Origin of the sequence: Roseovarius sp., from assembly GCF_040223625.1 — a bacterium.
GTDB lineage: Bacteria > Pseudomonadota > Alphaproteobacteria > Rhodobacterales > Rhodobacteraceae > Roseovarius.
This window is the reverse complement of record NZ_JAVKFX010000073.1, coordinates 1-12,272: the sequence shown is the minus strand read 5'-3', so window position 1 is coordinate 12,272 and position 12,272 is coordinate 1. Positions and strand designations below refer to the sequence as shown.

13 protein-coding genes are annotated in these 12,272 nt (G+C 66.7%); 6 read left to right on the top strand and 7 right to left on the bottom strand.

The window, feature by feature from the left end; translation table 11 throughout:
• Positions 1–42: 42 nt before the first annotated feature.
• Positions 43–633: a DUF1285 domain-containing protein gene (locus RLN94_RS20960; protein ID WP_350132634.1), complete on the top strand. Its 591-nt coding sequence runs from the start codon at positions 43–45 to the stop codon at positions 631–633.
• Between the two features lie 167 nt (positions 634–800).
• Here RLN94_RS20960 and RLN94_RS20955 read toward each other — a convergent pair whose 3' ends face one another.
• The gene (locus tag RLN94_RS20955) at positions 801–1,214 is read right to left on the bottom strand and encodes a universal stress protein (RefSeq protein WP_350132632.1); all 414 of its coding nucleotides are present in this window, start codon (positions 1,212–1,214) and stop codon (positions 801–803) included.
• Between the two features lie 236 nt (positions 1,215–1,450).
• On the opposite strand from RLN94_RS20955, the gene RLN94_RS20950 reads away from it, so the two are divergent.
• Positions 1,451–1,771, top strand: a complete 321-nt coding sequence (locus tag RLN94_RS20950; RefSeq protein ID WP_350132630.1) for a BrnA antitoxin family protein — start codon at positions 1,451–1,453, stop codon at positions 1,769–1,771.
• Between the two features lie 9 nt (positions 1,772–1,780).
• Here the strand turns inward: RLN94_RS20950 and RLN94_RS20945 are convergent, their stop codons facing one another.
• Together RLN94_RS20945 and polA are read right to left on the bottom strand one after the other, a co-directional pair.
• Positions 1,781–2,338: a DUF4230 domain-containing protein gene (locus RLN94_RS20945; protein ID WP_350132628.1), complete on the bottom strand. Its 558-nt coding sequence runs from the start codon at positions 2,336–2,338 to the stop codon at positions 1,781–1,783.
• Between the two features lie 658 nt (positions 2,339–2,996).
• On the bottom strand, positions 2,997–5,801 hold the full coding sequence (gene polA, locus RLN94_RS20940; protein ID WP_350132626.1) for a DNA polymerase I: 2,805 nt from the start codon (positions 5,799–5,801) through the stop codon (positions 2,997–2,999).
• Between the two features lie 188 nt (positions 5,802–5,989).
• Here polA and RLN94_RS20935 point away from each other — a divergent pair, with 188 nt between their 5' ends.
• Positions 5,990–6,553 carry a GAF domain-containing protein gene (locus RLN94_RS20935; protein WP_350132624.1) on the top strand — a complete coding sequence of 188 codons (564 nt, stop codon included), beginning with the start codon at positions 5,990–5,992 and terminating at the stop codon, positions 6,551–6,553.
• A gap of 18 nt (positions 6,554–6,571) precedes the next feature.
• On the opposite strand, the gene RLN94_RS20930 is transcribed toward RLN94_RS20935, so the two are convergent.
• The 3 genes from RLN94_RS20930 to RLN94_RS20920 form a co-directional block, all read right to left on the bottom strand.
• Positions 6,572–6,946, bottom strand: a complete 375-nt coding sequence (locus RLN94_RS20930; protein ID WP_350132622.1) for a diacylglycerol kinase — start codon at positions 6,944–6,946, stop codon at positions 6,572–6,574.
• Between the two features lie 37 nt (positions 6,947–6,983).
• Positions 6,984–7,688, bottom strand: a complete 705-nt coding sequence (locus RLN94_RS20925; RefSeq protein WP_350132619.1) for a TIGR02117 family protein — start codon at positions 7,686–7,688, stop codon at positions 6,984–6,986.
• Positions 7,689–8,114: 426 nt separating this feature from the next.
• Complete coding sequence (locus RLN94_RS20920; protein ID WP_350132617.1) at positions 8,115–8,783, bottom strand: YiaD family glycine zipper/OmpA-like lipoprotein; 669 nt, start codon at positions 8,781–8,783, stop codon at positions 8,115–8,117.
• A gap of 295 nt (positions 8,784–9,078) precedes the next feature.
• Here RLN94_RS20920 and RLN94_RS20915 point away from each other — a divergent pair, with 295 nt between their 5' ends.
• Complete coding sequence (locus RLN94_RS20915; protein WP_350132615.1) at positions 9,079–9,741, top strand: potassium channel family protein; 663 nt, start codon at positions 9,079–9,081, stop codon at positions 9,739–9,741.
• 15 nt (positions 9,742–9,756) lie between these two features.
• Entirely contained in the window at positions 9,757–11,100 is a 1,344-nt protein-coding gene (locus RLN94_RS20910; protein ID WP_350132613.1) for a TrkH family potassium uptake protein, read from the top strand.
• Between the two features lie 10 nt (positions 11,101–11,110).
• On the opposite strand, the gene RLN94_RS20905 is transcribed toward RLN94_RS20910, so the two are convergent.
• Entirely contained in the window at positions 11,111–11,962 is an 852-nt protein-coding gene (locus RLN94_RS20905; RefSeq protein WP_350169542.1) for a bifunctional helix-turn-helix domain-containing protein/methylated-DNA--[protein]-cysteine S-methyltransferase, read from the bottom strand.
• Positions 11,963–12,064: 102 nt separating this feature from the next.
• On the opposite strand from RLN94_RS20905, the gene RLN94_RS20900 reads away from it, so the two are divergent.
• A partial coding sequence (locus RLN94_RS20900; RefSeq protein ID WP_502949485.1) for an endonuclease III domain-containing protein occupies positions 12,065–12,272 on the top strand: 208 nt, incomplete at its 3' end.

Below are 12,272 nucleotides of genomic sequence, written 5' to 3'. Positions count from 1 at the left end.
CTTGGGGAGAGTGTATCGCGCGGAACGCAAATGGCAAAAGCAATGAGCAAAGAAACGATCAACTCCCCGTCAACGGAAAGCCTGGCCGAGGCGGCCAAGGCGGCACAGGGCAAGGGCCTGCCGCCGGTGCACCTTTGGACCCCTGATTTGTCAGGCGATATGGACATGCGGATCGCCCGTGACGGCACGTGGTTTCACGAGGGCACGCCGATCAATCGCGAGGGGCTGGTGCGGCTGTTTTCGACCATCCTGAAGCGGGAGGGGGACGCCTATTTTCTGGTCACTCCGGTCGAGAAATGGCGGATCGAGGTGGAGGATGCGCCCTTTGTGGCGGTGGATTTCGAGGCGGAGGGCGAGGGCGAGGGGCAGAGCCTGATCTTCGAGACCAATGTGGGCGACCGGGTGGTCGCCGGGGAGGACAACGCGATTCGGGTGGAGCGGGACGAAGAGACCGGGGAGCCGGCGCCCTATGTCATGGTGCGCGACGGGCTGGAGGCGCTCATTGACCGGAAGAGTTTCTATCGGTTGGTGGAGATCGGGGCGGAGGCCGAGGGCTGGTTCGGGCTGTGGTCGGATGGCGTGTTTTTCAAGGTCATTCCCGCCGAGGAGATGAAGGCGGGGGGTGAGGAATGAACCATCGTCCGGGCGCACGGCTTCGGTGACCTGTGCCGGTGGGACAGGTCGGGCGTTGAGAACGGGTTAACGGGCCGGCGAATGGGCATCGCGGGACCGGGCGGAATGGGCCGGGGAGCAGATTGCGCCAGAGGCGTTACGGCGAGGTTAAGACAGGGGACGCACGCCTAGCTGCGCACCACGTAGACCGAGCATTCCGCGTGGGTGACCACGTGGGAGGCGGTGGTGCCGAGCAGGTAATCCTGCACCTTGGGGTTCGCGGCCTCCATCACGATGAGGTCGACCTTGCGCTCGTCGGCGAGCTTGACGATCTGGCGATGTACCGCGCCCTTGCGGACGATGAGCTCGACATCGACCCCTTCGGCGGGGTGGGCCTTGAGGAAGATCTTGAGCTGTTCGCCCCAGTAAGTGTCTGAATTGTATATGTTCATGTTGCGCTCGATCTCGGGCGCGACGGTGGCGAGAATGAGCTTTGCATCGCGGCGGCGGGCCATGTCGACCGCTTCGGAATAGGCGTTGTACTCGATCTTGGCGTGGCGAAGGTTGATGGGGCAGAGGATGAGCCGGGTGGGGCGGGGCATTTCTATGGTCCGAATCGATGTATTGGCCTTGCAGGGTAGCCGATCACGCCTTTCCAAGAGGTATCACAGCGACCGATCAGGGGCCAAAACGGACCATCGGCGGGGCCGGGAAAGGCCGGATTTCCGACGTCGGTATAACGTCGGTATTTTGTCGGTATTGCGTCGGTGCGGTGGGGTCAGGGTTTGGTGAGGAATTGGCGGGAGGGTGCGTTCCGGTGACGAGAAGGAGAGCGGCCATGGCCCGGAAGACCAAGACGCAGCGCATCGCGCAGGAGCGGCTTATGCATGACATGATCTACCTGATGCAGGACAGCTGGATCCCTAAGCAGGTGGCCGAGGCGGTGCCGGAGGCGTGGCACACGCTGGAGCATGACCTCGACGTGACGGAGGGGAAGGAGAAGGTGACGCTGTATCTCGATGCGTCGGTGGCGAAGTTCTACCGGGCGATGGGGAAGGGGTACCAGCGGCGGATCAACCGGCTTCTGGGGACCTATGCGCATATGAAGGTGGCGGAAGAGGTGCGGGTGGAGGCGGCGTTGCGGAAGCGGTTGGGGTGAGGGGGTAGATCATGACAGAAAATCAATCTTCCGAGGGCCACCGAACTCGCGGATGATCGTTCGTATCCGGTTCTCTACCTGGTCCTTGGTCGGCATCATGCCAGACTGACGTATGAAGCCCTCGGCGTCATCCTTGAGTTTCTTACGGACTTTCGTTGCCTGGTCTTCACTCAAGGATGATAGTCGCTGGAGCGCAGTTGCGTTTCTGTAGAATCTCACGCTGTCATCATTGATCTGGAGAGAAAAAATTTCGACGTCCGGTAACCGGATGGAATTGGGTCCGACGTATTCGATTTTCTGTGTGTCAATCCCCACAAATGCAGTCACAACACCAATCCCAATGTAACTATCGGACCCAAGAAGAACGCTTGTCTCTTCGCTGGCCACTACAACCTGCGTCGTGATCTTATTTGTCACAAGCAATGAAACAGACTCATTGCTCAAGATCTCAGGTAGAGTAGGAATGCGTTTTGATGACGATATCTGCGGAAGCCAGATGGCGCCGACGATCAGAATAATTGCGATCAAGGCCCACCTGGGTGCTTCACGATAAAATCTATTGCTCATCAATTTCTCCTAGATCGGCACAAATCTTGCGAAACCGAACAGGAGTATCACAAACGCGATTAACAAGATGATCTTCATTTAACGTATACCTTTCTAATGTGGCGAGTGCCAAAGCGTCCCTTGTTCAAGTGAACAAAAGTTCGTGTGTGCACCTAGATGATACGCATCGAAAAGATTGAAGTATAGAATGCAGATAATTGGGCATGCACCGTTCCCAACGGCCGCGCATTCTCGCTTTTTCCGCCCTGGGCCTGACCCGGGGCCTCTGGTCGGCGCGAGGTCCCGGCTCGGGGGCCGGGACGGGGAGTTCTGCGAGATGGTGGGAGAGGTGGGTTTCATCTACCCTACGGGGTACACGCCCGGAACACGGCCGAAGGCCGCCGGGCGAGCGCCGGCCCGTATGGGCGGGCAGGCGCTTTCGCGGGTGTTGCGTGAGGTGTTTAGGTAGGATGTTCCTGGCGCCATAAATTGCCAGTCACATCCGTTGCAGCGCCTACCCACGGGCCGGCGCCCGCCCGGCGGGTGGCGGTGGGTCTGGCGAGGGGTGCGGTGGCGCGAGGTCCCGGGTCGAGCCCGGGACGGGGAGGTTGTGAGGGGCGCCGGGTCAGGCCCGGGGCGGGAAGGTTGTGAGAGGCCCCGGGTCAGGCCCGGGGCGGGGTCAGTGGGCCTCGGCCCAGTTCATGCCCTGGCCGGCGTCGACGACGAGCGGCACGTCGAGGTGGACGGCCGGCTTGGCGGCGCCTTCCATGATCTCCCGGGCGGCGGTGATGACCTGCTCGGCGGCGCCGGCGTCGACCTCGAAGAGCAGTTCGTCGTGGACCTGCAGGAGCATCTTGCAGGGCAGCCCCTCGATCGCCGCGGGCATGCGGATCATGGCGCGGCGGATGATGTCGGCGGCTGTCCCCTGGATCGGCGCGTTGATGGCGGCGCGGCGGGCGAAGCCGGCGCGGGGGCCCTTGGCGGCGATCTCGGGCGTGTGGATCTTGCGGCCGAAGAGGGTCTGGACGTGGCCGTGTTCCTTGGCGAAGGCGACGGTGTCGTCCATGTAGGTCTTGATGCCCGGGAAGCGCTCGAAATAGCGGTTGATGAAATCCTGCGCGTCGCCGCGGGGGATGCGGAGCTGGCGGGCGAGGCCGAAGCCGGAAATGCCGTAGATCACGCCGAAATTGATCGCCTTGGCGCGGCGGCGGATCTCCGGGGTCATCTCGGCCAGCGGCACGTCGAACATCTCGGACGCGGTCATGGCGTGGATGTCGAGACCGTCGGCGAAGGCCTGCTTGAGCTGGCCGATATCGGCGATATGGGCGAGGATGCGCAGCTCGATCTGGGAGTAGTCGAGGGACAGGAGCGTCTTGCCCTCGGGGGCGACGAAGGCCTCGCGGATGCGGCGGCCTTCCTCGGTCCGGACAGGGATGTTCTGGAGGTTCGGGTCGGTCGAGGCGAGGCGGCCGGTGCTGGCGCCGGTCTGGACATAGGAGGTGTGGACGCGGCCGGTGTCGGGGTCGATGTGATCCTGCAGCGCGTCGGTGTAGGTGGATTTCAGCTTGGAGAGCTGGCGCCAGTCGAGGATGCGGGCGGGGAGCTCATGCATGGTGGCGAGGTCTTCGAGCACGTCGGCGCCGGTAGCATAGGCGCCGGTCTTGCCCTTCTTGCCGCCTTCGAGCGCCATCTCGTCGAAGAGGATTTCGCCGAGCTGCTTGGGGCTGCCCACGTTGAACTTGCGGCCCGCCAGCGTGTGGATCTCCTCCTCGAGCTGGGCCATCTTCTGGGCGAACTTGCCGGACATGCGGGAGAGCGTGTCGCGGTCGACCTGGATGCCGTGGCGTTCCATCTGGGCGAGCACCGGCACGAGGGGGCGTTCGAGGGTTTCGTAGACGGTGGTGACGCGGGCCGTGTGCAGCTGCGGCTTGAAGATGTGCCAGAGGCGGAGGGTGATATCGGCATCCTCGGCGGCGTAGCCCACGGCCTTGTCGATGGCGACCTTGTCGAAGGAGATGGCGGATTTGCCGGTGCCGAGGAGGTCCTTGATGGGGATCGGCACGTGGGAGAGGTAGCGTTCGGAGAGCGTGTCCATCCCGTGGTTGTGGATGCCGGAATTGAGCGCGTAGGACATCAGCATCGTGTCGTCGATGGGGGCGATGGCAATGCCGTTCTGCGCGAAGATCTTGGCGTCGTATTTCATGTTCTGGCCGATCTTGAGGATGGCGTCATCCTCGAGGATCGGTTTGAGGGCGGCCAGCACGGTGTCGGGGTCAAGCTGGCCCTCGGCGCGGGTTTCGGAGTTGAAGAGGTCATCGGCGCCGCCGGAGCCGCCCTCGGTATGGCGGAGCGGGATGTAGCAGGCCTCGCCGGGCGTGACGGCCAGCGAGATGCCGACGAGGGCCGCCTGCATCTCGTTGAGCGAGGTCGTCTCGGTGTCGATGGCGACATGGCCGTGGGCGGTGATCCGGTCGATCCAGACCTGCAGCGCCTCCATGGTCTGGACGTGCTCGTAGGCCGAGGGGTCGATGGCGGGCCAGTCGGGGGCGTGGCCCTCGGGCCCCGCGGGGGCGGGTTCGGGGATGACCGGCGCCTCGACCTTGAGCGTGTCGGCGATGCGCTTGGTGAGGGTGCGGAATTCCATCGCGGTGAGGAACTCCATCAGGGTCTGCGGATCGGGTTCCTTTATCTCGAGATCGTCGAGGGTGAAGGTGAGGGGCGTGTTGCAGTCGAGCTGAACGAGGCGTTTCGAGAGCTCGATCTGGGCGCGCTTCTCGATCAGGGTTTCGCGGCGCTTGGGCTGCTTGATCTCGTGGGCGCGATCGAGGAGTTCCTCGAGCGAGCCGAACTCGTTGATCAGCAAGGCGGCGGTCTTGATGCCGATGCCGGGGGCGCCGGGCACGTTGTCGACGCTGTCGCCGGCGAGCGCCTGCACGTCGACCACGCGGTCGGGCTTGACGCCGAACTTCTCCTCGACCCCTTCCACGTCGATGCGGCGGTTCTTCATGGCGTCGAGCATCTCGACCCCGTCGCCCACCAGCTGCATCAGGTCCTTGTCGGAGGAGACGATGGTGACCCGCCCGCCGAGGTCGCGCGCCTGGCAGGCGAGGGTGGCGATCATGTCGTCGGCCTCGAACCCTTCCATCTCCTCGCAGGCGATGTTGAAGGCGCGGGTGGCGTCGCGGGTGAGCGGGATCTGCGGGCGCAGGTCCTCGGGCATCTCGTCGCGGTTGGCCTTGTAGAGGTCGTACATCTCATTGCGGAAGGTGTGGCTGCCCTTGTCGAAGATCACCGCCACGTGGGTCGGCGCATCGGCGCCGTGATCGTCGGAGACGTAGCGGAAGAGCATGTTGCAGAAGCCCGAGACCGCGCCGATGGGCAGCCCGTCGGACTTGCGCGTGAGCGGCGGCAGGGCGTGGTAGGCGCGGAAGATGAAGGCCGAGCCGTCGATCAGGTGCAGGTGGCAGCCTTTGCCGAATGTCATGCGCGCGCTCCGTGGTCGGTGGGTTGGTTGCCCGCAGATATGCCACGGGTGCGGGCCGGGGGCCAGTGGGCAATCGGGCGGGGGCATGGGGGGGCTGACAGGGGGTGTCAGGGGGGCGGTTTACCTTTGGTTCACCTCGGCGGGGCATGTTCGGGGTTCAGGATAGGAGCCGGGACAGGAGAGAGAGCATGGCCGAGAACACGATGCCGGACGGCGCCGATTGGGACATACGCGGCGAGCGCTACTTCCGCGATTTCGCCGAGACGCTGCACGCGCTGGAGCTTGTGGACAGCCCGCCCGAGGAGGTGTTCGACAAGTTCACCCGGCTGGTGGCGCGGGTGCTGGCGGTGCCGGTGTCGCTGGTCTCGATCGTGGACGAGGCGCAGGGGCGGCAGTTCTTCAAGAGCGCGCTGGGCCTGACGGGGGAGTATGCCGAGCGGCGCGAGACGCCGCTGTCGCATTCCTTCTGCCGGCTGGTGACGGGCGACAACCGCCCGCTGGTGGTGGAACATGCGCCCAGCGATGCGCGGGTCTGCGACAACCATGCGGTGCCGGAGCTTGGGGTGCGGGCCTATCTTGGCGTGCCGATCCACGGGCCGGGGGCGCGGCCGGTGGGGGCGCTTTGCGCGATCGACACGGTGCGGCGGTCCTGGCGGGAGGAGGATGTGGACGTGATGGTGGATATCGGCGCCTGTGTGTCCGACCTGATCCGGCTGCGGGCGATGATCGAGCGGCGGTTCAGGGGCGGGTAGGCCGGGCGCGGGGCGCGGTCAGGCGAGGAACTTGTCGTAGAGCGCGGCCAGCCAGAGCAGGCCGGGCACCAGCGCCGCCAGTACCACGGCGAGCGAGCCGAGGTCCTTGGCGATGCGCGACAGTTCGTGCCGTTCCGGGCCGATCCGGTCGATCGCGGCCTCGATGGCGGTGTTGAGCACCTCGACGATCAGCACCAGCAGGACCGAGGCGATCAGCAGGGCGACGTGCAGCGGGTCGCGGGCGATCCAGGTGGCGGCGGGGATCGAGAGCAGGAGGAGGGTGAACTCGATGCGGAACGCCTCTTCCCCGCGCCAGGCGTCGCGGAACCCGGTCAGCGAATTGCGCGAGGCGGCGGCGAGGCGCGGCAGGCCGCTGAGCTTCTTCTTTTCCATGCCTGTCCCCTTGGTCCTTGCCCGTCCCCGGCGCAGGTTAGTCAGCGGCGGGCGGGCTGTCGAGGGCGGGGGCGAAGCGGGCGAGCGAGAGGGTGACGGCGTAGGGCGTGGGCGTCCAGGCGCCGAAGCGCAGGCCGGCGGCGCGAAGCATGGCGGCGACCCAGGTGTTGCAGGTGCGCAGGATGTCGAAGCGGCCATGGGCGGCGAAGAACCGGTCGGTCGGGCCGAAGCCGGGGGCGTCGATGGGGATCGGCGCGCCTGTGGCGTCGCGGCGGAAGCTGGCGGAGATGGCGGCGAGGAGTTGGGTGTATTGCCCGGCGGTGAGGGTCAGGGCGGGCAGGTCGAGCCCTGCGCGCAAGGGGCCGGTGACGTCGGCCCGCAGGACGGAGGCATCGCCGGTGAAGCTGCGCCAGATGGCGGCGGCGGAGAGGTCGGCATAGCTGCCGGTGGTGGTGTAGAATTCCCGCGCGCCCCAGCCGATGATCAGCCAGCGGGCGCCGGGCGCCTCCAGCGGCAGGCCGTGGCGGGCCAGCGGCGCGAAGGCGGCGCGGGTTTCGGGGGTAAGGGGGAGGAGGAGATCGTAGTGGATCGGGCCGGAGACGAGGCGGATCGTGACGGGCGGGCCGGGCCTCTCCGGCGCTTCCTGTACCGGGCCGGGGATCAGCGCGCCGGCGGCGGCGGCCAGCAGGTAGGCCGTGACGAGGGCCACGAGTGCGAGGAGGGCGTTGCGGATCAGGCGCATGGGGCCGCCGGCGGCGCGCTTGGGGCCGCGTCGTTAGGGGGCGCTGCCCCCCGCGTTGAAACCCTGCAGGTTTCAACGCTCCCCCCGGGAGTATTTGAGCCAAGAAGAAGCACGGGGCGGGTCACCCCGTTCCCCGGCCAGGTTGATTGGCTGCCACGGGCGCGGGAAACGGGGCTTCACCTTGCACGCCCATCGGCTTTCCAGCCTGTGACGCGGGACCACTCAAGCAGATCCCGGTTAATGGGTGGTGAACGCCGAGCTTCATCTTGCCAGAAATATTCCCGCCGGAGGCTCCCTCACTAACCGCATGCGCTGCCGTGCCGGTTCTTTTCCGAACCGCCCCACGGGCGCCCCGTTTTCTTCCCACAAGAAGACGGCCCCGGAAAATCCTGTTTTCCGAGGCCGTCGAGGGGTGTCTTCGGGGCGTCACGAGGTCGGCAGGATGACGATCTCGACCCGGCGGTTCTGGGCGCGGCCCTCGGGGGTGAGGTTGGAGGCGACGGGCTGATCCTCGCCGCGGCCGAAGGCCTGGATCCGGTCGAAGGAGACGCCGCCCGACATCAGCACGTCGGCGACCGAGTTGGCACGGCGTTCGGAGAGGCCCTGGTTGTAGGCGGCGCTGCCGGTGTTGTCGGTGTGACCGATGACCTGAACGCGCGAGCGGGGGTAGTCGCGCAGGCTGCTGGCCACGGTCAGCAGGTCGCCGCGGAGCGAGCTGTTCACGGTGGCGCTGTCGACGGCGAAGAGGATGTCCTGCGGCATGGTCACGATCAGCCGGTCGCCGGTGTTGCGGATGCCGATGCGGTCATTCTCGAGCTGGCGGCGGAGGTCGGCCTCCTGCTGGTCGAGGAAGCTGCCGGCGATGGCGCCGGTGGCGGCGCCCGCGAGCCCGCCGACGACGGCGCCGCGGCCCTTGTTGTCGGAGGTCAGCGCGCCGACGCCGGCGCCGAGGATGCCGCCCAGCAGGGCGCCCTGCTTGGTCTGGCGATTGGGGTCGTTCGGGTCCATCTGGAGCTGGCCCGGGTCGGTACAGGCCGTCACCGCCAGAAGCGAGGTGGCGGTCAGGAGGGTGAGAGATGTGCGTGCTCGGGTCATGTGGTGGCCTCGTTCCATTGTCCGGTATTGTTCCGGGTGTCCGTGCATAATAGGCGAGCGCCCGCCGTTTCCCAAGGGGCGGGCGATAAAGAAATTGGCATAACTCCGCGCAGGGGCGGGCCAATCGGGGCGCGGGTGGCCCGGGAGCGGCGCGCGCGGCTGTCAAGGCGGGGCGACCGGCGGAAAAGCGCCAAGCTGTTTGGGGGTGGGTGTAAATCGCTCGGCGCGTCGCCATCTTCCGCGTGATCTCGGCCGGGCCCGGAGTGCCCCGCCGACGCTATCGGGGACCCCTGACATGCCAAAGGAAACGCGCAGTTTCGCCGTGCTCGGACTCGGCGGTTTCGGCAGTACCGTCGCGCTGGAGCTGGCGCGGTTCGGCAACCGGGTGATGGGGGCCGATCTCGACGAGCGCAAGGTGTCGCGGATGGTGCCGCACCTGCAATCCGCCATCATCCTCGACGCCACCGACGAGGGGGCCATGCGCGAGGCCGGCATCGACCGCTACGACGTGGCGCTGGTGGCCATTGGCCGGGACATCAAGGCGAGCATCCTGGCGACGATGAACCTGCGGCTTCTGGGGGTCGGCACGATCTGGTCGAAGGCGTCGGACCGGACCCATCACCGCATCCTGTCGAAGCTGGGCGCCGACCGGGTGATCCTGCCGGAGCAGGAGATGGGCCGGCACAGCGCGCAGATGCTGCACAACCCGGCGGTGCAGGATTACGTGAGCCTCGGCAACGGGTTCAGCGTGGTCAGCATCGTGGTGTCCGAGAAGCTGGACGGCAAGGCGGTGGCGGCCCTGTCGATCGGGACGGAGCACGATATCCGCCTGCTGGGGGTGATGCGGGGGACCGATTACCTCGAAGGGGTGGGCGCGGAGACGGGGCTGGCGGCGGGCGACAAGCTGATCCTGCTGGGCCGGCGCGCCGACCTGTGGCAGTTCGGCCGGCGGCTCTGAGCGGCGGTCCGGGCGATGCTGCGCCTTCCGTCCCGCGTGGTGCTGCGCCTCAGGCGGATGCCGCCGCCGCTGATCCTGGCCGCGGTCTATGGCGTGCTGGTGCTGGCGGGGGCCGCCGCGCTGAAGCTGCCGGTGTCGCACGCGGTGCCGGTGAGCTGGTCGGACGCGCTGTTCACCGCGACCTCGGCGGTGACGGTGACCGGGCTGGCGGTGCTCGATACCGGGGCGGACCTGACCTATGTCGGGCAGGGTGTGGTGATGCTTCTGATCCAGCTTGGCGGGCTGGGGCTGATGACCTTTGCCGTGCTGGTGCTGGGGGCGCTGGGGCTGCCGGTGGGGATCACCGGGCAGATCTATCTGCGGGAGGACCTGAACCAGACCTCGTTCGGGCGGCTGAGGAAGCTGGTGCGGACGATCCTGAAGGTGGTGCTGATCTGCGAGGGGGCGGGGGCGGGGCTGCTGGCGCTGGTCTTCGTGCCGGAATACGGGCTGGCGAGGGGGCTGTGGGAGGCGGTGTTCCACTCGGTCTCGGCCTTCAACAACGCGGGGTTTTCCACGTTTCCGCAGGGGCTTGTGCCCTATGCGACCGACCCGGTGGTGAATATCGTGATCCCGGTCCTCTTCATCACCGGGGGGATCGGTTACGTGGTGTTGCAGGACATCTTCCGGGAGCGGTGGTGGCAGGGCTGGAGCCTGCACACGCGGATCATGCTGATCGGGACGGGGGTTCTGATCGTCTGGTCGGTGGCCGGGTTCGCGGTGCTGGAATGGTCGAACCCCGGCACGCTGGGCCAGCACGAGAGCGCCGCCGCGCGGCTGACGGTGAGCTGGTTCCAGGGGGTGACGACGCGGACGGCGGGGTTCAACACCACGGATATCGGCGCGCTGCATGACAGTACGGCGCTGATGGTGATCTCGCAGATGCTGATCGGGGGCGGTCCGACCTCGACCGCCGGGGGGATCAAGGTGACGACCTTCGTGGTGATGCTTCTTGCGACGCTGGCCTTCTTCCGGCGGCAGACGCAGCTTCATGCCTTCGGGTGGAGCATCGGGCTGGACCAGGTGCTGAAGGTGATGGCGCTGACGGCGATCAGCGTGCTGATCGTGTTCGTGGGCGTGTTCCTTGTCACCGTCTCGCATGACGGGCATTTCCTCGACATCGCCTTCGAGGTGGCGAGCGCCTTCGGCACGGTGGGGCTGTCGCGGGGCTATACGCCGGAGCTGTCGGAGTTCGGGCGGGCGGTGATCGAGGCGATCATGTTCATCGGCCGGGTCGGGCCGCTGACGCTGGGCTATTTCCTGGCGACGCAGGTGGCGCCGCGGGTGCGCTATCCGGAGGGGCAGGTCTACCTGGGTTGACGTTCACGGGTCAGCCGGCATCGGCGCGGGCGGATTCCCAGGCGAGGATGGCGCGCTTGACGGGCAGGCCCCAGTGATAGCCGCCAAGGCCCCCGGATTTGCGCAGGGCCCGGTGGCAGGGGATCAGGAAGCTGATCGGGTTGCGACCCACGGCGGTGCCGACGGCGCGCACGGCGCGGGGCTTGCCTATGGCCTGGGCGATCTCGGAATAAGTGGTGACGTGGCCCGAGGGGACCTGCAGCAGCGCCTCCCAAACCTTGATCTGGAAGGGGGCGCCGATGAGGTAGAGGGGGGCCACCTCGCGCTCCTGCCCGTTGGCGCCGAAGGCGGCGAGCGCCCAGGGGCGGAGCATCATCGGGTCTTCCACGAAGCGGGCGCCGGGCCAGCGCGAGATCATGTCCTCCATCGCCGCCGCCTCGCCGGTTTCGCTGGCGAAGCCCACGCCGCAGATGCCCTTCTCGGTGCCCATGACGAGGGCGAGGCCGAAGGGGCTGTCGAACCAGCCCCAGAAGATGGTGAGCCCCTCGCCGCGGCGGGCGAAATCGCCGGGGCTCATGCATTCCCAGCGCAGGAAGAGATCGTGCAGGCGGCCCGAGCCCGAGAGGCCCAGCTCGTGCGCGGTTTCCAGCGTGGTGAAGCGCTGGGCCAGAAGGGCCTTGGCCTGGCCCAGCGCCAGGTATTGCTGGTAGCGCTTGGGCGAGACGCCGGCCCACTGGGTGAAGAGGCGCTGGAAATGAGCGGGGCTCATGTTCATTTCCGCCGCGAGCTCGGCCAGCGAAAGCGGGCCCTCGGCGGTGTCGATCAGGTCGATCGCGCGGCGCATGACGTGGTAGTGGTAGCTTTGCTGCGGCTCTGCGTTCATCGTGGCGTTTCCTTGGGCTCTGGCCAGTATATCTATCCGCTGGCCCGGCGACGGGCGACCCGAATGTTGCGCATTGCCCCGATTGCGGGCATGAGAGGGGGCATGGCCGCACAGCTCGATTATCATACGATGCGCGAGATCTTCACCCGGTTCCGCGAGGCGGAGCCGGAGCCGAAGGGCGAGCTGCATCATGTGAACGCCTTCACGCTGGTGGTGGCGGTGGCGCTGTCGGCGCAGGCGACGGATGCGGGGGTGAACAAGGCCACCGCGGAGCTGTTCAAGATCGCCGATACGCCCGAGAAGATGCTGG